Below are 21,437 nucleotides of genomic sequence, written 5' to 3'. Positions count from 1 at the left end.
AGGAAGGGTTAGCCCCCATGCCTCAGAACTCTTGTAGTTCGGCGAGAGGCTTCTCGCCCTCGATCACCGGGGCATTGGAGGTGAAGAACTTCCAGATGACCTTGCCCGCTCGCAGAACCTGGTTGTAGTTGGAGTGGTTGACCTCGTACTCGAGGAAAAAGTGCTGCATGTTGGGAACGACTTCAATCGTTTCTCCAGGGAAAACCTTTGCCGACGACTGTGTCTCGAGTTCGACATAGACGGCCCCGTCGATCCGAACGTCACACCTGTCGAAGTCGCCCACCTCGACAGGGACATAGGCGGGGATGTAGACCTGTGCCTTCCATCCGTCGTGTGCTTGAGTCAGCGTATTGGTGTAGCCGATGACGAGGCGGTACTTGTGTAGGTCGGCGGTACGCGATCTCACCATGAAGCCGACTTCAAGGCACAGCCCCAGTGGTTCATCCGGATGGGTTTGGCAGTGACTCCACCACTGGTCGCGATGCGCGCGAAGTTCGTCAGGTGAATACTTCGTTCCCATCGGGTGTCGAGGATTGAAGTGACCAGCTTCGGCGTGGCATCGCAGGCAGAGACATATGGCATTCTCGATGACGTTTGGGCCACCGTCTGCCTCCTGGACGATGTGATGTACGTTCACACTGCGGCCGCCAAATTCATGACAGACGCAGCACCGGCGATGCGACTTGACAAGAGCTTCGTCACGAACGACACGAGGAAACGGCATAGAAGGGCCTCGGGGCTGACCTTGGGGGGCTAACGTTTGACGTGAGGGGCGGCCGGAGCCGCGAAGCGGTGGAGGGCATTTGCAAGCACAGCTTGCAAACATTCCCTCTCGGCGGAATTGTTAGCCATGATTTTTCCCGGCAGAGGCAATGATCGACTCAATCTTCTCGCGGTATCTTAGGGCTAGAGATGGGGCGGCAAATCCAACAACGAAAGACATGAAAAGTAGGCGAAGATAATTTTCCTTTGAGGTTGGCATGCCCCCTGAAAGAACAACCCACACCAACCAACCTGCACAGATAGAAATAATAGCCCTGCCGATAATTAAGGGAACCCATCGTTTCATGGGCAATATCGACTCAACTTCCTTTGGGAGGGTGACGAAATTATCTCGTTTCAGAAAATAATCGACCATTCCTGCTGCTACCGAAACCACGACGCAGGATAGAAGAAAAAACAGATCCATCTGTGTAAAACCGAGTTGTTCAAATAGTGGATACATATGAATTGGCTGACGTAGAGTTGACCGGCGACTTGCGTCAGGAGGGAGCGCAGCGACCGGACGCCGCAAGGCGTCCGCGTTGAACGACAAGTTAGCCTTCAAACGTTCACCATGCGCTTCACCGGCCTTCGGATGCCAACGAACAAGCTCGCAAGAGATGCCACAGCATATGCGACGAACGCGATGATGGCGGCGTGTTGCATTGCAAGTGGATAGTTTTCGCCCCGACCCAGCATGGCGGGAAGAACCAAGATTGAGATGCCAACAACTGCCGGAATCGCAGCGAGAACAGCTTGCCCTCGAGATGCCTGCCAAGCCGCGAACAGCGTCGCAACACCAAACGCGATGAGAGCTGTCAAGGCCGTTGACACAAGAAAGACGAGGTCTGCAGCGGGTGAATAGTTTCCTTCTGCTGCCTCCTCGAGCAAGTGCGCATTGTTGAAGGGCGTCATGCGTTCACTTTGAAATGGGCCAACCAATGCCTCGATGCACGACTCCAGCGCGAATACGACTATCAGCCATAGGACAGACATCAGTATGAACGGCGCAATGATTCGTCGAAGAGCGATCTTCATTGATGGCTAACTTTGATATATCCCGCAAAAGTGCGGGATAACATGACAGGCGGTCAGATAACATGACGCACGCCGATAGAAAAATACGTTTGAGTTCATGAAGTTAGGTCAATTAGCCGTATCCATGCGAAGGTATATTGAAACTGACAAAGTCGCCGACCCTTTTTGACTTGCCTCTGCCGCGCCGGCTGCTCGAGCGCACGCTGGTTTCACTATAGTCTTCAAACCTGTAGAACCCGTGAGTCCCGGTCACGCTTTCATCGCCCTGCATGACGGGCGCGACACAATGCAGCATCCACACAACATCGGCAACGCTTCACTGGCGTGTTAGAAGTCAACCACGCGATTGCTCCCCTTTCGGCGACTCATTGCACTCCTCAGGTTCAGCAGCTCTGTAGGGGTATGTTGTTATCCGAAGATCGATTCCTAGCGCGACCATGCGAGCCAGACGAGTGCGATTGAGATCGGTGTGACTCGGGTTCGCCTCAAGACCGCCGTCAAAGCCGTAATCGAAGACTCGCGAAGTACAGCTTTGTAGAAGTGCAGCACCTTCAGGCGAAAGCGCCTCCAGGGTGCTTAGAAAATGATCCGTGCAAGCGGCAGGGTTTGTACTCAGAGCGCCACCGATCAAGGGTTCAACCGAGAGCTTGAAACCAGCATCTACCGGCCCACTGTGCAAAACGAAGGCGTTACGCCTGAGCTCCTCTTCCAAGACGCCGAGATCAGAGGAAGACTCCAACTCGAGATCCAAGTTGATGAACGACGCTGGAACAGACGGGATCTCCGACATTGATGTCTAACGCCGCGAATAAGCCGCGAGCAAAGCGCGCAGAGGTTTGCGAGTCGAGCACGTACAACGTGCGGTCTTGATTCGCCTGTTGGGCAGGCTATTCATCCTCGTGCGCCTCGAGTTCAGGGGCTTCGCGAACGTCAACTCTGTACTTCTCTCGCAAAACGTCGATCACCGCCTGGACGTGTGCACCAGGTCGCGACGACTTCACTTCGTGCGTCGTGATGGAAGTGAAGTTATCGATCTGCACTTTGTCGTCTCCGCCGAAGAATACCCATATCCAAGATTCGCCCTGCACGCCATCGCGGATGGTGGGGAATCTGTCGCGGAGTAGCCCTGCGATCTCGTCGTGTCGATCCACGGCGGATCCTTTGTACTGAAGCTGGGCGAATATCATGGAAACATCCTGGCTAGAAACGATGGCGCAAGTGCCCAACGTTGGAATTCAGCTGACCAGCCAGCGAAGCTAGCGCAAGTCCGCTGCAATGAATGGTTAAATCGCATTTATGCCTGGCGGGTAAGCCCCGAATGAATTGCCCCTAACAACCCTACGAGCGAAGGCGGCGCGAGAACATACACGAACCACAGCAACGCCGGTGCTCCGCCCAACCGAACATGGAACCAAGCATTCATCAGAAAAGAGGCGACCATCGATATGCCTGCCAGCCAAAGTGAGAGTGGGGTTCCATTGCCCGCGATAAGCACCACTATCACTCCGACCATTGCGCCTAACGCAGCAAATTCACCTTTTCTCCCGAATGAACCTCTCGGTTGAAAGATTGCCACGCGAAAACTTGCAGCCGCCAATAATATGGCCAGCACAACCAGATCAAATGCGCTTTGAGTCAGGGAGTAGTTGAGTAAATTCTGGGCGACAGCTTTAATTGGATCGGATATTGCTGAGCGATAGAGATTGACGCCATCCCGCAGGAATCCCTTCCACTTGAATACGGTTTCAGACAGCGAAGCAATGGATGTCGATGCCAATATGAGCGACAAGGCAAGATACACCCGCACGCGCCAGGGCGCTCGCGCCCACACAACCAAGACCTCGTCGATGTCAGCTTTGAGACCCATTGCTACTCTTCGATTGCGTTGCGACTTAACGTTGAAATGACCGGACCACAACCCCTTGCGGCGAAGCCGCCTTCTGCTGTTGTGGGTCCATGTCGATTGCCATGTTAAGTCGAGTCTTCATCTGGGTCCTCGAACCATTATCTCCTCTAGCTGTTTCGTACGTTCCACTGTTTCAGACGCCCGACATTGCTCCTCGGCGACGAGGCACCAGGTGGTTGGACAAGACCTACCCCACTCTGTCTCGATCCGCTTCGTGCAGGAAGCGTCTCTGACGTCATGCACCCAACGTCGCTGCTCTACGCGAAGCCTACTTCTTTGTGCTTGAGGTAGAGATGACAGTAGCCGTTTGTAGACGCGATTGAGCTCTGCATCCGCTTCCTTGAACTTCGCACTGGTTTCAACTTGAGCGCAATGTCGATCACACTCTGCTTGTCCGAAAGCGAGCGGAGCTGACAATGCTAAAACGAGCATGGCGTACTTCATACGACTTAACGTTTGAGCTGATCGGCGGGCGACGGCATGGCACCCTGGCCGCGAGGTGCAACATGTACCACAGCGCCTCGCGGCCAGGGTGCCATGCCGTTGCACGTCCGCTCGAGCGAAGGGTTAGGCGTCATGCCTCCGGGCCGGCAAGGGACGAAATGATTCGATCGGGTAGACGCGGCACATTGAATCCGCCTGCGAGGCTAGGCTCCAGCCTTCACGTTGGCCCAAGTGAACACCACGAAGGCTACAAGCCCGCAGACAAATGCTATCCAGGTGACGTGCAGGAGTAGGCGCGGATAGCTCACTGATAAGGCTTGATTGCTGTTCAGGCCCTCCCCAACGACTGCAAGCTGTGTGAGAACACCTGCTGACGCTGACAGCAGGAAGCTCAGGAGAGACGTCATCGCGGAAGGAATGAATGGTGTGCCCTTGAATGTGGTGAAGAGCATTGATGTGAGGAAGCCAAGCGCCACCACTGAAAGCGTGATGATCTGCTTGGTGACTTCAAGCACCAGTTTCTGACCATCTGAGGTGAGCGGGGCAATGGGTTTCATGACGCCTAACTTTGATATATTCCGCAAAACTGCGGGATAACATGGCAGGCAGTCAGATAACGTGGCGCCCGCCGATAAAAAAACACGTTTGAATTCATGAAGTTACGTCAACTCGCTGTTATCCATGCGCAGGTATATTGAAACCGACAAAGTCGCCGACCCTTTTTGACTTGCCTCTGCCCGGCCGGGGCCCGAGCGCACGCTGATTTCACTATAGCCTTCAAACCTGTAAAACCGGTGTGCTCCGTCACCGCTTTCATCGCCCTGCATGATCGGGGCGACACAATGCAGCATTCACACAACATCGGCAACGCTTCATTGAAGTCAGACGTGTCGCGGCATGCTACCCATGACCAGGCAGCCAGCGGCCAACACCTGTTTCGCGCAAAATCGACCCATGGTCCGACCCACCCAACTCCTCTATCCGCAGCGCGAACCCGCGCCCACCCGCCTCGCCGCCACCGTGCTCCTGCTGCGCGACAGTGAGCACGGCATCGAAGTCCTGATGACCCGGCGCTCGATGACGGCCAGTTTCGCGCCTGGCGCCTATGTGTTTCCGGGCGGCGGCATTGACGCGGCCGATGCGGCAGCGCATGGCCAGTCCACACGCCGGGCGTCCCAAACCGACCTGCATCTGACGCAGGCGATTGCCGCCATCCGCGAAAGTTTTGAAGAGCTGGGCGTGCTGTTGGCCCGCCATGCCGATGGCAGCCATGCCAGCACTGCCGACATCGCAGCATTGGACCGCAAGGCGCCCTTCGCCGCGCAGTGCCGCGAACGCGGCCTCACGCTGGCCGGCGACCAGGTGTTTGTGCTGGCCCACTGGATCACCGACCGCGACCTGCCGCGCCGCTTTGACGTGCCCTTTCTGGTGGCGCGCATGCCCGAGGGCCAGGAACCTGTGGCCGACGAAGCCGAGCAGTTCGAACCCGTCTGGGTGCGGCCAGCCGATGCGCTGGCGCGGCATGAGGCCGGCGATTTTTTCATCATCTTCCCGACCATACGCACGCTGCAGCGCCTGCAGAAGTTCCATACGGTGGATGCCGTGCTGCAGGCCTGCGCTGCTTCGGAGCAGCCGCTGTGGACTTCCTGCCCACGCGCCGGTTTCCTGGCCGGTGCCGAGGCCCGCTACATGGAGCACGAAGCGCCGTACGGCGAACTGGCGCTGACCAGCCCCGACGGGCAGATGGTGCATGCGCTGGACTGGCAAAGCGCACAACCGGTTTCCCTGCTCAAAAACCTGATGCGGTTGACTGCGCCGAACCCCGGCGTGATGACCGGCCCGGGCACCAACAGCTACCTGGTCGGCGACCCGGCCACCGGTTACGTCGCCATCGATCCGGGACCGGCCGACACCGACCACCTGCAGCGTTTGTGGCGCGCGGCAGGCGGCAACATCCGCATGATTGTGTGCACCCACTCACACGCAGACCATTCACCGGGTGCCAGGCCGCTGCAGGCGATGTGCAGCAACTCGCCACCAATCCTGGGCCTGCCTTCGGCGCCGACAGCGCGTGCGGCCAGCGCCTTCACCCCTGACCGGCCGCTACAAAATCAGGAGCTGCTCGCGCTTGTGGGACAAGGGCCAGAGGGAGAAATGACCCATACCTTGAAGGTCATTCACACCCCAGGCCATGCGGCCAACCACCTGTGTCTGGTGTTAGTCGAAGACGGTATTCTGTTCAGCGGCGACCACATCCTGAACGGCAGCACCACGGTGGTGGACCCACCCGACGGCAACATGGACGCCTATCTCGATTCTCTGGACCGGCTCAGCGCCGCCTGCGACGAGCACGGCATTGACTTCATTGCCCCGGCCCACGGCTATGTGCTGGGAGAGGCCAAAACTGTCATCGCCCAGCTCAAGGCCCACCGCCTCAAACGCGAGGCCAAGATCATCGGCGTGATGCAGGCCCAGCCGCAGGGCTCCATCGACGAATGGGTGGCATCGGCCTATGACGATGTGGACCCGCGCATCTGGCCGGTGGCCAAGCGTTCGTTGCTGGCGCACGTGGAGCGCATTCAGGTGCAGGGTCTGCCTCAGGGAAACTGACTTGCGTCGGGGTTTCCCTGATGTTGTTTTGAGCTCACTTCGAACACAGCGGCAAAAAATATAATCGTGGTGCACTCAAAAGTATTACACCCACGAGGAACGCTCATGTCTTTTTTTAAAATCCCGCCACTCGCCCATGTGGCCGTCCTGGCCCTGCTGCTTGCCGGCAATGCCATCGCAGCCGTCACGTCCACCAAATTCGAACCCACCCAGGCCGTGCAGGACGCCAACCTGACGCTCAACGGCGCAGGTACCCGCTACAGGGCCATTTTCAAGGTGTATGACCTGGCCCTGTACACCCCGCGCAAAGTCACAAGCGCCGAAGAACTGCTGGCACTGCCTGGCCCCAAGCGCCTTAACTTCGTGGCCCTGCGCGATGTGCCCGGCACCGATCTGGGCGTGGCGTTCATCAAGGGTTTGTCGGCCAATTCGTCACCGGAGTTGACCCTCAAGCACACCGCATCCAGCACACGCCTGGTTGAGATTTTTTCGGGCCGCTCCAAATTGACCACAGGGGACAGCTTCGCCATGGAATACGTTCCCGGCAAAGGGACAACCTTCTACATCGTCGGCCAGCCTCAAGGCGCGCCGGTGGGTGATGCCGAATTTTTCAACATGGTGCTGAGGATTTGGGTTGGCCCCTCTCCAGCAGACCTGAAACTCAAGGATGCGCTGCTAGGGCAGTAGGCGGATCACCAGCCCATGAACACCCTGGCCAAAGCCACGGAGCCACAAATTGCCGGCTTCCATGCCCATGTCTACTTTGAAGCCAGCAGCCTGGAAAAGGCCCGCGCCCTGTGTGAACGGGCCGCGCGGCGTTTTCCCTCGCTGCAAATGGGCCGTGTGCACCAGCAAGCTGTCGGGCCACACCCGGACTGGAGCTGCCAGCTGGCCTTTGGTGCGGGCATAGCCGGCGAAGTGATCTCCTGGCTTGCTCTGAACCGGGACGGGCTGGTGGTGTTCACCCACCCGCTGACGGGCAACGAGCTTGCCGACCACCGCGACCATGCCATCTGGATGGGGGCGGTCAGGCCGCTCGATTTGTCGATTTTCAAAGCGGAATGAACGACGCATGAAACCACCAGTCAACGCAGCCGACCAGGCATTGCAAACGGAAGTGGCCGCGTTCTTCGATGCCTTCGTGCAAGCCTTTCTCTCCTTCGACGGCAAGGTGATTGCCAAGCGTTACGCTGCGCCCTACCTTGCGCTGAACGGAGAAGGCGCCCTGACCCTTCTACCCACGCAGGCGGATATCGCCAGCTACTTCCAGACGGTGCTGGACAACTACTTTGCCGAAGGCTGCCGCTCGTGCCGATACCTTGAGCTGGAAGTACTTGCCATAGGCAGCCAAAGCGGCATGAGCACTGTCACCTGGGAAATGCTGGACCAGAATGGAAAGGTTCTCAGCAGCTGGCGCGAGTCCTATAACTTCATGCGGACTGAAGACGGCTTGCGGATTTTTGCTTCAACCGATCATGTTGATGGACACGCTGCCTCTTTGGTTCACCGAGGACAGTAGTCGCAACTCCCCACTCCCAACCCCCCGCCCTTCCCTCGCCCCGCTGGGCGAGAGAAGGGAGCCTCATTTGGCCGCGTGCGCTGCTCTCGCGTGCAAACATGACCGTTCGTTGGGATTCCCGTCCTTCAAGCGCTTTGCGCTTCAAGGACTCCGGATTGGGTATTGGTATTCGGTATTCTCCTCACCCGTCGGGCTGGGCCGAGGAGCGCAGCCGAAAGCGGATCAGGGCGAGCGATTGTCTGAGCGTAGCGAGTTCGAGCTCGGCCCCGCTTTCGGCGAGCACCGCAGGTTGCCCGTAGCGAAGCGGAGGGACCCGGACCATCGGGTCGCCTTTCTTTTCCTTAGGTTTGGTGTTCGCATAACTTTGCTTTGCAAAGTGAGCGAGCCCCGCGCGTGCAACGCGCCTTTGGCGAGCAAAGAAAACCCGCTTTGCGGGTTTCGCCAAAAGTAAGTCGCCCGCCGGGGCGAGTCCCGGCCTGCAGGCGCACCCCACCGCACGAGCCACCCAACATGGATCCCGGATCAAGTCCGGGATGACAGCGGAAGGGTCAAGTCAAAAAAAGTGTGAAGCCCGCCGATAGGCCGGATTTTGTGCGGAACGGTTTCCTTGCGGTTGCCGCCCCGTGACTGCCATTAATCTGGGCCGTCTGTCGCCAGACGGCTCGGTGCTACCTACCCGCACACTCCGGGGGCCCCGTCAACGTGTGCCTACTTGGTATTGCTGCGCGTAGAGATTGCTCGTTTCACCCGGACTTAACCGGCTCGTCTCTGTAGCTCTGATCCTCACCTCACGGTGGACAGCCGTTAGCTGCTACGCTGCCCTATGCAGTCCGGACCTTCCTCCAGTGCGGTGTTTCCACCCTTGCACCAGCGGCAGTCTGGCGTGCTTCACGGGGTCTATTATCCCGGCAATTCATTCGCTATTGATTTGATAGCTGCTTGCGCCCGTCACATGGGGGCTGGAAGCGTAAAATGCTTCATAGATCCGAAATACAGATCCACGAGGTAACCCGCCATGATCCGCCTGACCGAGCTCAAGCTGCCGCTTGACCACCCCGAAGACGCGCTGCCCGCGCTGATTGTCAAAACGCTGGGCATCGCGCCAGTCGAATTGCGCAGCCACACCATCTACAAGCGCAGCTACGACGCACGCAAGCAAAAGCTGCTGCTGGTCTACATCGCCGATGTTGAAGTGGCCAGCCCCGCGCTGGAGGCGCGGCTGCTTCAGCAGTTTGAAGCCAACCCTCACATCCGCCCCGCCCCCGACCAGAGCTACCACCTGGTGGCAAAAGTTGACACCGTGCCCGCGCTGCGTCCCGTGGTTGTCGGCTTCGGCCCTTGTGGCATTTTTGCGGCGCTGCTGCTGGCGCAGATGGGCTTCAAACCCATCGTGCTGGAGCGCGGAAAGAAAGTACGCGAACGCACCAAGGACACCTGGGGCCTGTGGCGCAAGGGCGTGCTGAATCCCGAGTCCAACGTGCAGTTCGGCGAAGGCGGGGCTGGCACTTTCTCCGACGGCAAGCTCTGGAGCCAGATCAAGGACCCGCGTTTTCTTGGCCGCAAGGTCATGACCGAGTTCGTCAAGGCCGGTGCGCCTGAAGAGATCCTGTTGGTGAGCAAACCGCACATCGGCACCTTCAAGCTGGTCAAAGTGGTCGAACACATGCGCGAGCAGATCACGGCGCTGGGCGGCGAAATCCGCTTTCAGCAGCGCGTGAGCGATGTGCTGATTGAACAGGGTCACATTCGCGGGCTGACCGTGCAGAACCTGCAGGACGGCAGCAGCTACGAGTTGCGCGCCGACCATGTGGTGCTGGCCCTGGGCCACAGCGCGCGCGACACCTTTGCCATCCTGCACGAACGCGGCGTCTACATGGAAGCCAAACCCTTCTCAGTGGGCTTTCGCATCGAACACCCGCAGGGCCTGATTGACCGTGCTCGGCTGGGCCAGCATGCCGGGCACCCGCTGTTGGGCGCGGCCGACTACAAGCTGGTGCACCATGCGGCCAACGGGCGCTCGGTCTACAGCTTCTGCATGTGCCCGGGCGGCACCGTGGTAGCGGCCACTTCCGAGGCAGGCCGCGTCGTCACCAACGGCATGAGCCAGTATTCGCGCAACGAGCGCAACGCCAACGCCGGCATCGTGGTCGGCATCACGCCGGCCGACTACCCGGGTGGGCCGCTGGCCGGCATTGCCTTTCAGCGCCAGCTCGAGTCCCACGCCTTCACGCTGGGTGGCGGCACTTACGCAGCGCCGGGGCAGCTGGTCGGTGATTTTGTCGCTGGCAAAGCGTCGACACAGCTGGGCAGTGTGGAGCCTTCGTACAAGCCGGGCGTGCTGATGACCGACCTGGCCAGCGCCCTGCCCGCCTACGCCATCACGGCCATGCGCGAGGCGCTGCCCGCCTTCGGCAAAAAAATCAAGGGCTTCGACATGCACGACGCCGTGCTGACCGGCGTCGAAACCCGCACCTCCTCACCCTTGCGCATCACGCGTGGCGACGATTTCCAGAGTCTGAATGTGAAAGGTCTGTACCCGGCCGGCGAAGGCGCCAGCTACGCGGGTGGCATCTTGTCGGCGGGTGTGGACGGTATTGAGGTTGCTGAGGCGGTGGCGCTCAGCATCACGCGCCGCCTCCCTCTTTAGTCCCCTCTCCCCTGGGAGAGGGTTAGGGTGAGGGTTGCCCGAAGGTCCGCACCACCCTCACCCCTGCCCTCTCCCAAAGGGAGAGGGAGTCAAGTGCTTCAAACCTGACCGGGTTGCGCGTTTTGCAGCGCTGCAATCCGCTCTTCAATCGGCGGGTGCGTGCTGAAAAGCTTGCCAATGCCGCCAGTGATACCAAAGGCTTGCACGCTCTTCGGCAACTCGCCGGGCACCATGCCGCCCAGGCGGGCCAGCGCGTTGATCATGGGTTGCTTCCTGCCCATCAGCTGCGCAGCGCCGGCATCGGCGCGGAACTCGCGGTGCCGCGAGAACCAGGCCACCACAATGGCAGCAGCAAAACCCAGCACGATGTCGAGCACGATGGTGCTGATGTAGTAACCAATGCCGGGGCCGGAGTTGCTGTCGCTGCCGCGGCGCAGGAAGCTGTCGACTGCGTAACCGATCACACGGCTCAGAAAGACCACGAAGGTGTTCATCACGCCTTGGATCAGGGTCATGGTGACCATGTCGCCATTGGCCACGTGGGCAATTTCATGGCCGAGCACGGCTTCGATCTCTTCACGCGTCATGCCCTGCAGCAAACCGGTGGAGACCGCGACCAGTGCCGAGTTCTTGAATGCACCTGTGGCGAAGGCATTGGGTGCGCCTTCAAAAATGCCGACTTCCGGCATGCCGATGCCTGCCGTGTTGGCGAGCTTGCGCACGGTTTCGACAATCCAGGCTTCGTCGGCATTTTGCGGCTCGTTGATCACCCGCACGCCCGAGCTCCACTTGGCCACCGGCTTGCTGATCAGCAGCGAAATGATCGCGCCGCCAAAACCGATGACCGCGGCAAATCCGAGCAACATACCCAGGTTCAGGCCCTGCGGCGTCAGGTAGCGGTTGACGCCCAGCAGGCTGGCAACAATGCCCAGCACCACCACAACGGCGAGGTTGGTCAGGACAAATAAAACAATACGTTTCATGGAGGCTCCGTAGAGATCAGTCATTAACAAGTGCCGCCGTCAGGAGGCACTACTGCGGAAAATGGGGAGGTTCCGGCCCAAATCAAGCCACAAGTGCAGTGTTGCGCGCTATCTGGAACATAAAAGCGCGTCTTTTGCGCCATGGCTGCGTTGCAAATCCGCGCGATACCCGGGGTATCGCTGTGGTTTGCGCCTTGCCCTGACCCAAAATCCATCGCTTTTATTTATTCCATCAAGCACGCAACGCTGCACCAGACTTGACCGCGGCCCAGGATTTTTTACTTGGTATTTTTTACCTGGGCGGCCGGAATACGAAAGAGTCATCATAAAAGGAAAAGTTCTCGTTTTCCGGCCACCAGCCGGGAACGCCAAGCACCGGCAGCGGTGCGAATGGCTTGGCGGCAAGCTTGTCCGCACTCAGGTCTGCCGCCACCCAGGCATCGAGTTCCGCTATTGAATTCATAGCTGGTTGCGCCCGGTAGATATGGGCTGTGATCGGTTTTCTTGGTGAAACCAGCTTCTCCAGCAGCGCATGGCCAAACAGCACAAGCCGGGCCTCTTGCCAGAGCGGCCGCAAATCGACAAACAGCCGCTGCCAGTCTCGCTCCACCAAGGCGTCCCACAAGGGCTGCGGTGCCGACAGAAAAGCCGCGTTTTCGTCGAACACAGTCAGCGCATCACGTACCGGGCCACGCAACGGCGCCACGCCCGCCTCGGCGATTTCTGCCGCCTGCAGCTGGTTGAGTCTTTTCTTGATCAGCGGAAACCGAAGCCAGCACAGGCCGTTGAAGAAGTCATGCAGGTTGTCGCGTGTCGGGACAGTGCCGGATTCGAAAATGAACTGCTCGTAGGCCTTATCAGCGGGCAAACTGTCTTGCGGCGCAAAACGCACCGGCGCAGCCGGTTCACGGTTCAGTGCCTCATGGCATGAAGTGCCGGATGCGAAGGCTTGCGCGACGCGCTGGCCATGTTCGCGCCAGGGGTCCAGCCACGGGCGCTCCCAGGCTATCGATGGCAAAGAAGCCGGCGCAGCAGGCTTCATCCGTTCCGGGTGGGTCGGGACTGCCTCTTGTCGCGCACCATCACGGTGGACTTGCCTTCGTCGGCAATTTCGAACAGCTGGGTCGCCACCAGCAGTTTGGTCAGCGTGGCATACCCGTAGTTGCGATGGTCGAACGAGGCCTGGTTGGCGATCTGGGTACCCACTGCCCCAACGCGCGCCCAGCCCTCGTCGTCGGCAGCTGCCTGCACCGCATTGCGCAGCAGCAGGACCAGCTTGGCGTCCTGCTTGAGCTGCGCCGGTGTGGCGCGCAAGGGCGTTGCAGCCACAGCGTCGGCTTCTTCCTTGCCGCCCACAGGCGTGTCCGCCGCCACCATGGGCCGCAGCTTGTCGAGGTACAAAAAGCGCGAGCAGGCGTTGACGAAGGGCTCGGGTGTTTTCTGCGCACCAAAGCCGTACACGGCAGCACCTTTGGCCCGCAAGTGCATGACCAGTGGCGTGAAATCCGCATCGGACGACACAATGCCGAAAGCGTCCGGCCGGTCGGTATAAAGCAGTTCCAGCGCGTCAATCACCATGGCCATGTCGCTGGCATTTTTGCCTTTGCTGTAGTCGAACTGCTGCATGGGCCGGATCGCGTGTTCGTGCAACGCTTCTTCCCAGCCCTTGAGCTCGCTTTTTTTCCAGTTGCCGTAGGCACGCCGGATGTTGGTTTCACCAAAAGTGGACAACTCGTTGAGAATCAGGTCGATCTTGGAGGCCGGCGAGTTGTCGGCATCAATCAACAGCGCAACGCGCGGCTTGCGTTCCATCAGGACCTCCCGTTGCCGGTGAACTTCCACGCCAGCGCTTCACCCGAACGCAGCGGCTTGAGTTCAGCTTCGCCAAATGCGAAGCTTTCGGGTGGCGTCCAGCTTTCCTTCTTCAAGGTGATGGTGCCTGTGTTGCGCGGCAGGCCGTAAAAGTCAGCACCGTTGAAGCTGGCAAAGGCTTCCAGCTTGTCCAACGCGCCTGCCGCATCGAAGGCCTCGGCATACAGCTCCATGGCCGCATGGGCGGTGTAGCAACCGGCGCAGCCGGTGGCGTGCTCCTTCAAATGAGCCGGGTGCGGCGCGCTGTCGGTGCCCAGGAAGAAGCTCGGGTTGCCGCTGGTGGCTGCTTCCACCAGCGCAACACGGTGTGTCTCCCGCTTGAGCACCGGCAGGCAGTAGTAGTGCGGTCGAATCCCGCCGGTGAAGATGGCATTGCGGTTGTAAAGCAGGTGGTGCGCCGTGAGGGTGGCTCCCGTGAAACGGTCGGCGCCCTGCACATACTGCGCGGCCTCTTTGGTGGTGATGTGCTCGAACACGATCTTGAGTTCGGGAAAATCGCGGCGCAGCGGAATCAGCTGGGTGTCGATGAAGACCGCTTCGCGGTCGAACAGGTCGATGTCGAGGCTGGTTACCTCGCCGTGTACCAGCAGCAGCAGGCCGCTGCGCTGCATGGCTTCCAGCGTTTTGTAGGTCTTGCGCAGGTCGGTCACGCCGGCGTCGCTGTTGGTGGTGGCACCGGCCGGGTACAGCTTGGCAGCCACCACACCGGCCTCCTTCGCCCGCTTGATCTCCTCGGACGGGAGGTTGTCGGTCAGGTACAGCGTCATCAACGGCTCGAAGACCACCCCCGCGGGCACGGCCGCCTGGATGCGTTCCCGGTAGGCAACGGCCTGCGCCGCCGTAGTCACAGGCGGACGCAGGTTGGGCATGATGATGGCGCGGCCAAACTGCGCCGCAGTGTGCGGCACCACGGTGCGCAGGGCTTCGCCGTCGCGCACGTGCAAATGCCAGTCGTCCGGCCGGGTGATGGTGATTTGGGTCATGCACCCATTGTCCCAAAAACAAAAAGCACCCGAAGGTGCTTTTTTGGGGCGCTTGAAACCACCTTCAGTGCGCCAGGATTTTGTTGAGAAAGTCCCGGGTGCGTTCCTTGCGGTTTTCAGGATGACCAAAAAACTCGTCCTTGGAGCAATCTTCGAGAATCTTGCCGCCAACGTCCATGAAAATCACCCGGCTGCCCACTTTTTTCGCGAATCCCATTTCGTGCGTAACCACCATCATGGTCATGCCTTCAACAGCCAGGCCCATCATGCAATCAAGCACCTCGCCAACCATTTCGGGGTCCAGCGCGGAAGTCGGCTCGTCGAACAGCATCGCGATCGGGTCCATGCTGAGCGCACGGGCAATGGCCACACGCTGCTGCTGTCCGCCGGAGAGCTGGCCCGGAAACTTGTCTTTGTGCAGCATCAGGCCCACGCGGTCCAGATACTTCAGGCCGTGCTTTTTGGCGTCGTCCATATTGCGCCCCAGCACCTTGACCTGAGCCAGCGTCAGGTTTTCAGTCACGCTCAAATGCGGGAACAGTTCGAAGTTCTGGAACACCATGCCGACCCTGGAGCGCAGCTTGGGCAAATCGGTTTTGGGGTCATGCACGGCCTGGCCGTCCACAAAAATCTCGCCCTTCTGGAAAGGCTCCAGCGCGTTGATGACCTTGATCAGCGTGGATTTGCCGGAGCCTGAGGGGCCGCAAACCACAACCACTTCACCCTTCTTGATGTTGGTGGTGCAGTTGTTGAGCACCTGCACATCACCGTACCACTTCGAAACTTCTTTCATCTGAATCATTTTTCTCTCCAATGTTCTCTTCGTCTGTACGTCGGGTTTGCCGCTTCGGAAGCAGGCAAACCTTACCGAATGATGGCGATTTTGGTCTGCAGGCGTTTGACCATGTACGACAGGCCAAAACACATCGCAAAATAAACCACAGCGGCCAGCAGGTAGGCTTCCTCAGGGCGGCCGTAAATTTTTCCTGCGGTGCTGAACCCCTTGAGAAGGTCATAGGCGCCAATGGCGTACACCAGCGAGGTATCCTGGAACAGGATGATCGTCTGGGTCAGCAAAATCGGCACCATGTTCCTGAAAGCCTGCGGCAGGACAATAAGCTTCATGTTCTGCGCGTAGGTCATGCCCAGTGCGCGCCCGGCATTCACCTGGCCGCGCGAGATGGACTGAATGCCGGCCCGCATGATTTCGCTGAAGTAAGCTGCCTCAAAGGCCACGAAGGTGATGATGGCCGAGATCTCGGCGCGGTAGTTGGCGCCCCAGCTGCCGAAGGTCGTGTAAAACGACGCAGGCACCAGCAGGAAGAACCACAAAATCACCATGACCAGCGGAACTGATCGCATGCCGTTGACGTAGACGGTCGCGGGTACCGTCAGGAATTTTTTGCCGGACAGACGCATCAACGCGAGAACGGTCCCCAAAATAATCCCGCCAACGGTCGCCACGATCGTCAACTGGATGCTGAAGAAAAAGCCTTTGATCACGAAGTTGGAAATGATTTCCCAACTCAAAAAACTCAGGTCGAGTCCAAACATGTCAGTGTCCCCCGCCAGAAGCGCCGGCCATGACGTAGCCAGGTATCTGGACCTTCTTTTCAATAAAAGCAAACACCCGGTTGACGGCGAAAGCAGATATTGCATACAGGGCCGTCACGGCCAGATAGATTTCGATGCCGCGCGAGGTTTCTTCCTGGGCCTGCATGGCAAACATGGTCAGCTCGGCAATCGACACGGCGAAAGCCACAGAGGAATTTTTAAGCAGATTCATGGACTCGCTGGTCAACGGCGGAATAATGATCCGGAAAGCCATCGGCAAAATCACGTAGCGGTAGGTCTGCGCTGTGGTGAAACCCATGGCCATGCCGGCGTAACGCTGGCCCCGCGGCAACGCCTGCACGCCCGCCCTGACCTGCTCGGCAATACGTGCCGAGGTAAAAAATCCGAGTGCAAACACCACCAGGACAAAACCAGGCAGGTCTTTCATCGCTGGAAACACCTTAGGCACCACAAAGTACCAGATGAAAATCTGAACCAGCAGCGGGATGTTACGAAACAACTCTACCCAGGCATTGGCGAATCGAACCAGCCATGGGCTGTTGGGCAAGGTACGCAGCGTGCCGAACAGCACGCCCACCACCATGGCGACCACCCACGACGCACCGGCGACGGCCAGGGTCCAGCCCCAGGCATCGAACATCCATTCAAGATAGGTGCGCCCGCTTCCGTCGTCGTTTAAAAAAACTTTCCAGTCCCAACTCATGGCAACTCCAGCCTTTTGTTATTCATTGCACACAATGTGCCTCCAGCAAATGACAAACCCCGCCAGTTAAATCAAAGGCGGGGTTTGTACCTTGCCAAACGCTCAGAAGCCGGATTTACTTCTTGGCGTAGTCTTCCATTGGCTTCTCGTTCGGCGTGGCCCAAGCCGCCTTGGTGCTTTCGCTGGCGGCGTAGCCCACCTTGGTGTTTTTCGGAGGAATCGGCTGCTGGAACCATTTGTCCCACAGCTTGGAAATTTCTCCGGATTTCATCAGTTCCTTGACCGTGTCGTCGCCGACCTTCTTGAAGGCGGTGTCGTCCTTGCGAACCATGATGGCGATGGGCTCCACGCTCAACACTTCACCGACAATTTTGAAGTCGGCAGGTGTCTTGGAGGTGGCAATGTTGCCGGCAAGAATGGCACCGTCCATGACGAAGGCGTCAGCACGGCCGGACTCGAGCAGCAGGAAGCTGTCGGAGTGGTCCTTGCCGAACACTTCCTTGAAGTCGACGCCGGTAGCACGTTCGTTTTTACGCAGGGTTTGAACCGAGGTGGTTCCCGTGGTGGTTGCCACGTTTTTGCCGTTGAGCTGGGCGATGCTGTTGATGCCGGAGTTGGCCTTGACAGCAATGCGAACTTCTTCCACGAAGGTGGTTGGCAGGAAAGACACGTCTTTCAGGCGGGTTGCGTTGTTCGTGGTGGAACCACATTCAATGTCAACCGTACCGTTCTGCACGAGGGGAATACGGTTTTGCGAGGTCACGGACTGGTACTTCACTTCCAGCTTGCGGCCCACTGCCTTTTCAACGTTGGCGATGATGCGGCTGCAAATTTCGACGTGGTAGCCGGTGTATTTGCCGTCGCCCAGGGTGTAGGACAGAGCGCCCGAAGAATCGCGAACACCCATGGTGATGACGCCGGAAGCCTTGACTTTGGCGAGCGTGTCGCCGGCTTGGGCAAAGGCACCGCTGCTTGCAAGCATGGCAATGGACAGAGCGGCTAGTTTGAGTTTCATGGATTTTCCTTCGGTTTAAGTGAAAAAGTGATGAGTGCCATTCTAAGGAGGGCTACCGGGGCGAACCCCCAAGGTTTACCCCAGCCTCTGGAACGGTACTGGTTGAGGTGAATAGCAGCATCCTGGGATGAAAGAGAAAATTGGCAGCACCGGGACAAAGCCTGAACGGTTGAGAGCAGTCAGAAAATCAAACAAAAAGGCAGTCCCCAAGATAGTGCGTGCGCGGATGCGTCGGAACACAGACGTCAAGCTAAGCAGTCTTTGTGCCAACCAACTGACAGGTTTTGCAAACCTGTGCCGGAAGCCAAACTACCGCTTTGGCAGAACGTGACGGACTGTAAATAGAGGCCCCCTGAAAAGCCAATGCTGTTTGCGCGGAGGCCTATGCAATTTGCTTATAACCACTAAGGGTTGCTACTAGGTCGCAGTTTATTCACCGGCCTGGGCTGGCTTTGGCTTTCCAGGTAATGCCACAGTGCCTGCGCCGGGCTTTTGGCCCCGTCCTTGCTGGTCGGCCGCTCCCTGTAAACCCGCACGTCCATGGTCATTTCCAGCCCCGGGCCGGCACTGACAAGCTTTTTGGCCCGAAGCTCTTTCTTGACGGCGCTGAACGGCAAAAACGCGATGCCATGGCCTTCCAGCGCCATCGCCTTGAGGCCTTCGGCCATGTCAGTTTCGTAAACCCGGTCCAGATGGATGGCGGTACTTGATTGCTTGAGGATCAAATCCACCACCCGGCCCAAGTAAGCACCCGGGGCATAACCCAGGTAAGGCAAGGGCTGGCCGGCGCGGCCCGGCAGCTTGAACAGCGGCGCCCCGTCGGCGTCGGCCTTGACGAAAGGCGCCAGCACCTCCTGCCCCAGGCTGACCATCTCGTAGCGGTCGGCGTCCAGCTGGAAAGGCTGGGAGTCGTGGTGGTAGGCAATCAGCAAATCGCAGCTGCCTTCGACCAGGCGCAACACGGCGTCATGAACATTGAGCGCGATCAAACGGCTTTTCATGGGGCCGAACTTCTCGCGCAGGCTGCTGACCCAGGCGGGAAAGAAGGTGAAGGCCAGGGTGTGCGGCACGGCAAACTCGATGACGTCGTGGCCGGCCGAATTGTGGCCGCGCAGCATGGCGCGGGTCGACTGCAGGCTCTGCAACATCTCCAGCGACTGGCTGTACAGGGTCTCGCCGGCCGGTGTCAGGCGTGTCGGGTAAGAGCTCCGGTCCACCAGGTCGGTGCCGGCCCAGGCTTCGAGTGCTTGTATACGGCGTGAAAACGCCGGCTGCGTGACGTGGCGCAGCGTGGCCGAGCGGCTGAAACTGCGGGTTTCAGCGAGACTGACAAAATCTTCCAGCCATTTGGTTTCCATGGATTGAATTATGCGAGTTGAAAGCAGGCTGATGCCTACGGGGAATCCCACGGGGACAGCCATTCTGCAGCTGGCCGGCCGGCGGCCTGCTTAGCGCTTGCAATTGGCGTTGGTGAGACTTTTTCCTTTGCTATACAAACAATAGCTACTGGCGCCCGCATTCATTGGGCTGCAGGCCAAAATCATCAAGAATTACTCAGAACTCTGCTGCAGCGCCCACATCGACGCATACCGCCCGCCCAGCGCCAACAAAGCGGCATGAGTGCCGCGCTCGATGATCTGGCCGGCCTCCATCACCAGGATTTCATGGGCGTCGACCACGGTGGAAAGCCGGTGCGCCACCACCAGGGTGGTCTTGTTTTCGGCGATGCTGCGCAGCTCGGCCTGGATGGCACGTTCGTTGGCAGAGTCCAGCGCCGAAGTGGCTTCGTCAAAAATCATGATGGGCGGGTTTTTCAGCAGGGTGCGGGCGATCGCCACACGCTGCTTTTCGCCGCCGGAGAGTTTCAGGCCGCGCTCGCCGACCATGGTGGCGTAGCCTGCCGGCGTCGAGCTGATGAAGCTGTGGATACGGGCAGCGCGCGCCGCTTCCTCCACTTCGGCACGGCCGGCACCCGGTTTGCCGTAGGCGATGTTGTATTCGACTGTGTCATTGAAGAGCACGGTGTCTTGCGGCACGATGCCAATCGCCTGGCGCACGCTGGCCTGGGTTACCTGCTTGATGTCCTGGCCGGCCACCATGATGCGGCCCTGCTGGACGTCGTAGAAGCGGAACAGCAGGCGCGCCAGCGTGGACTTGCCGGCGCCCGACGACCCGACCACGGCCACCGTCTTGCCCGGCGGAATCTCGAAGCTGATGTTGTGCAGGATGGGCCGGGACGGTTCGTAGGCAAAACTGACGTTTTCAAAACGCACCGCCGGCGAGGACTGCAGGCTGAGCGCCTGCGCGCCGGGTTCGTCGGCAATCTCGCGTTCCTTCTCCATGAGGGTGAACATCTTGGACAGGTCGGTCAGGCTCTGCTTGATCTCGCGGTAGAGCACACCCAGGAAACCCAGCGGAATGTAAAGCTGGATCATGAAGGCGTTGACCATCACCAGATCGCCCAGGGTCATGCGGCCGTCCACCACACCCTGGGTGGCACGCCAGAGCATGGCCACCAGGCCGGCGGCAATGATCAGTTGCTGGCCGGTATTGAGCAGGCTCAGCGTGGTCTGGCTCTTGACGGCGGCGGCGCGGTAACGCTTGAGGTTTTCGTCGTAACGGTGCGCTTCAAAGTCTTCGTTGTTGAAGTACTTGACGGTTTCGTAGTTCAGCAGCGAGTCGATCGCCCGGCTGTGCGCCGAGGAATCGAGCTCGTTCATCTCCTTGCGGAACTTGGTGCGCCATTCGGTCACCGTGACGGTGAAGGTGATGTAGAACACCAGCGCAATGATGGTGATGCCGGCAAACCAGACGTCGAACTTGACCGCCAGCAGGGTCAGCACCAGCGTGACCTCAATCAGCGTCGGAATGATGCTGTAGAGCGAATAGGAAATCAGCGAGTGCACGCCGCGCGTGCCGCGTTCGATGTCGCGCGTCATGCCGCCGGTCTGGCGCTCGAGGTGAAAACGCAGGCTCAGCGCGTGAAGATGGCGAAACACCTCCAGCGAGATGCGCCGCGCTGCGCCTTCGGTGGCCTTGGCGAACACCAGTTCGCGCAGTTCGGTAAAAAGCGAGGTCGACAGCCTGAGCAGGCCGTAACCGACCAGCAGCGCGGCCGGCACGACCAGCACCGCCTGCACGTCGCCCGGCTTGAAGCTCATCGCATCGACCAGGTTTTTCAGCAGCAGCGGCACGCCGACGTTGGCGACCTTGGCGCCCACCATGAAGGCCAGCGCGGCCAGCACGCGCCATTTGTAGTCCCATAAGTAGGGAAACAGGCGCTGGAGTGTGGCCCAGTCAGAGCGGTTCAGCGTGGGTTCGGGTGGGGAGCCGGGAGCGGCGGGGGAAGTAGAGACAGGGGCAAAGGAGCGCATCGGAGA

At 59.2% G+C, this 21,437-nt stretch carries 22 protein-coding genes and 1 other RNA gene; 5 read left to right on the top strand and 18 right to left on the bottom strand.

Features of this window, described 5'->3' with window-relative positions:
- Nucleotides 1-22: 22 nt before the first annotated feature.
- The 7 genes from B0B52_RS06495 to B0B52_RS06460 all read right to left on the bottom strand — a co-directional run bounded on the left by B0B52_RS06495 (nucleotide 23) and on the right by B0B52_RS06460 (nucleotide 4,707).
- Nucleotides 23-724: an HNH endonuclease gene (locus B0B52_RS06495; protein WP_168173482.1), complete on the bottom strand. Its 702-nt coding sequence runs from the start codon at nucleotides 722-724 to the stop codon at nucleotides 23-25.
- 120 nt (nucleotides 725-844) lie between these two features.
- Nucleotides 845-1,225 carry a hypothetical protein gene (locus B0B52_RS06490; protein WP_077592797.1) on the bottom strand — a complete coding sequence of 127 codons (381 nt, stop codon included), beginning with the start codon at nucleotides 1,223-1,225 and terminating at the stop codon, nucleotides 845-847.
- 98 nt (nucleotides 1,226-1,323) lie between these two features.
- Nucleotides 1,324-1,800, bottom strand: coding sequence for a hypothetical protein (locus tag B0B52_RS06485; RefSeq protein ID WP_077592796.1), 477 nt, complete (start codon nucleotides 1,798-1,800; stop codon nucleotides 1,324-1,326).
- A gap of 887 nt (nucleotides 1,801-2,687) precedes the next feature.
- Nucleotides 2,688-2,987 carry a hypothetical protein gene (locus B0B52_RS06475; RefSeq protein WP_077592794.1) on the bottom strand — a complete coding sequence of 100 codons (300 nt, stop codon included), beginning with the start codon at nucleotides 2,985-2,987 and terminating at the stop codon, nucleotides 2,688-2,690.
- 107 nt (nucleotides 2,988-3,094) lie between these two features.
- A complete protein-coding gene (locus B0B52_RS06470; protein WP_077592793.1) occupies nucleotides 3,095-3,667 on the bottom strand; it encodes a hypothetical protein in 573 nt (190 codons plus the stop codon).
- Nucleotides 3,668-3,784: 117 nt separating this feature from the next.
- A complete protein-coding gene (locus tag B0B52_RS22820; protein ID WP_371327380.1) occupies nucleotides 3,785-4,138 on the bottom strand; it encodes a lysozyme inhibitor LprI family protein in 354 nt (117 codons plus the stop codon).
- Nucleotides 4,139-4,353: 215 nt separating this feature from the next.
- Nucleotides 4,354-4,707, bottom strand: coding sequence for a hypothetical protein (locus B0B52_RS06460; protein WP_077592791.1), 354 nt, complete (start codon nucleotides 4,705-4,707; stop codon nucleotides 4,354-4,356).
- Between the two features lie 397 nt (nucleotides 4,708-5,104).
- On the opposite strand from B0B52_RS06460, the gene B0B52_RS06450 reads away from it, so the two are divergent.
- The 4 genes from B0B52_RS06450 to B0B52_RS06435 all read left to right on the top strand — a co-directional run bounded on the left by B0B52_RS06450 (nucleotide 5,105) and on the right by B0B52_RS06435 (nucleotide 8,279).
- On the top strand, nucleotides 5,105-6,760 hold the full coding sequence (locus B0B52_RS06450) for an MBL fold metallo-hydrolase (protein WP_077592848.1): 1,656 nt from the start codon (nucleotides 5,105-5,107) through the stop codon (nucleotides 6,758-6,760).
- Nucleotides 6,761-6,865: 105 nt separating this feature from the next.
- On the top strand, nucleotides 6,866-7,447 hold the full coding sequence (locus B0B52_RS06445) for a chalcone isomerase family protein (protein ID WP_077592789.1): 582 nt from the start codon (nucleotides 6,866-6,868) through the stop codon (nucleotides 7,445-7,447).
- Between the two features lie 15 nt (nucleotides 7,448-7,462).
- On the top strand, nucleotides 7,463-7,825 hold the full coding sequence (locus B0B52_RS06440) for a DOPA 4,5-dioxygenase family protein (RefSeq protein ID WP_077592788.1): 363 nt from the start codon (nucleotides 7,463-7,465) through the stop codon (nucleotides 7,823-7,825).
- 7 nt (nucleotides 7,826-7,832) lie between these two features.
- Entirely contained in the window at nucleotides 7,833-8,279 is a 447-nt protein-coding gene (locus B0B52_RS06435; RefSeq protein ID WP_077592787.1) for a hypothetical protein, read from the top strand.
- Between the two features lie 562 nt (nucleotides 8,280-8,841).
- Here the strand turns inward: B0B52_RS06435 and rnpB are convergent.
- An RNA gene (gene rnpB / locus B0B52_RS06430) (RNase P RNA component class A) lies at nucleotides 8,842-9,169 on the bottom strand.
- A 125-nt stretch (nucleotides 9,170-9,294) separates the two neighbouring features.
- On the opposite strand from rnpB, the gene B0B52_RS06425 reads away from it, so the two are divergent.
- Complete coding sequence (locus B0B52_RS06425) at nucleotides 9,295-10,926, top strand: NAD(P)/FAD-dependent oxidoreductase (protein WP_077592786.1); 1,632 nt, start codon at nucleotides 9,295-9,297, stop codon at nucleotides 10,924-10,926.
- 98 nt (nucleotides 10,927-11,024) lie between these two features.
- On the opposite strand, the gene htpX is transcribed toward B0B52_RS06425, so the two are convergent.
- The 10 genes from htpX to B0B52_RS06375 all read right to left on the bottom strand — a co-directional run bounded on the left by htpX (nucleotide 11,025) and on the right by B0B52_RS06375 (nucleotide 21,431).
- Nucleotides 11,025-11,909, bottom strand: a complete 885-nt coding sequence (gene htpX / locus B0B52_RS06420) for a protease HtpX (RefSeq protein ID WP_077592785.1) — start codon at nucleotides 11,907-11,909, stop codon at nucleotides 11,025-11,027.
- Between the two features lie 292 nt (nucleotides 11,910-12,201).
- Nucleotides 12,202-12,951: a DUF3025 domain-containing protein gene (locus tag B0B52_RS06415; protein WP_077592784.1), complete on the bottom strand. Its 750-nt coding sequence runs from the start codon at nucleotides 12,949-12,951 to the stop codon at nucleotides 12,202-12,204.
- Nucleotides 12,948-13,721: an NYN domain-containing protein gene (locus B0B52_RS06410; protein WP_077592783.1), complete on the bottom strand. Its 774-nt coding sequence runs from the start codon at nucleotides 13,719-13,721 to the stop codon at nucleotides 12,948-12,950. Before B0B52_RS06410 ends, B0B52_RS06415 begins: the two co-directional genes overlap by 4 nt.
- Nucleotides 13,721-14,764, bottom strand: a complete 1,044-nt coding sequence (pyrC, locus tag B0B52_RS06405; RefSeq protein ID WP_077592782.1) for a dihydroorotase — start codon at nucleotides 14,762-14,764, stop codon at nucleotides 13,721-13,723. The genes B0B52_RS06410 and pyrC overlap by 1 nt, the downstream gene beginning before the upstream one ends.
- A gap of 64 nt (nucleotides 14,765-14,828) precedes the next feature.
- Complete coding sequence (locus B0B52_RS06400; RefSeq protein WP_077592781.1) at nucleotides 14,829-15,566, bottom strand: amino acid ABC transporter ATP-binding protein; 738 nt, start codon at nucleotides 15,564-15,566, stop codon at nucleotides 14,829-14,831.
- A gap of 62 nt (nucleotides 15,567-15,628) precedes the next feature.
- Complete coding sequence (locus B0B52_RS06395; protein WP_077592780.1) at nucleotides 15,629-16,318, bottom strand: amino acid ABC transporter permease; 690 nt, start codon at nucleotides 16,316-16,318, stop codon at nucleotides 15,629-15,631.
- Nucleotide 16,319: 1 nt separating this feature from the next.
- Nucleotides 16,320-17,042, bottom strand: a complete 723-nt coding sequence (locus B0B52_RS06390) for an amino acid ABC transporter permease (protein WP_077592779.1) — start codon at nucleotides 17,040-17,042, stop codon at nucleotides 16,320-16,322.
- Nucleotides 17,043-17,157: 115 nt separating this feature from the next.
- Nucleotides 17,158-18,057, bottom strand: coding sequence for a transporter substrate-binding domain-containing protein (locus B0B52_RS06385; protein WP_077592778.1), 900 nt, complete (start codon nucleotides 18,055-18,057; stop codon nucleotides 17,158-17,160).
- Between the two features lie 404 nt (nucleotides 18,058-18,461).
- On the bottom strand, nucleotides 18,462-19,415 hold the full coding sequence (locus B0B52_RS06380; protein ID WP_077592777.1) for a LysR substrate-binding domain-containing protein: 954 nt from the start codon (nucleotides 19,413-19,415) through the stop codon (nucleotides 18,462-18,464).
- Between the two features lie 192 nt (nucleotides 19,416-19,607).
- Complete coding sequence (locus tag B0B52_RS06375) at nucleotides 19,608-21,431, bottom strand: ABC transporter ATP-binding protein/permease (protein WP_077592776.1); 1,824 nt, start codon at nucleotides 21,429-21,431, stop codon at nucleotides 19,608-19,610.
- Nucleotides 21,432-21,437: the final 6 nt, after the last annotated feature.

The organism is Polaromonas sp. A23 (genome assembly GCF_002001015.1).
Lineage (GTDB): Bacteria > Pseudomonadota > Gammaproteobacteria > Burkholderiales > Burkholderiaceae_C > Polaromonas.
This window is presented reverse-complemented; position numbering and strand designations above follow the sequence as displayed.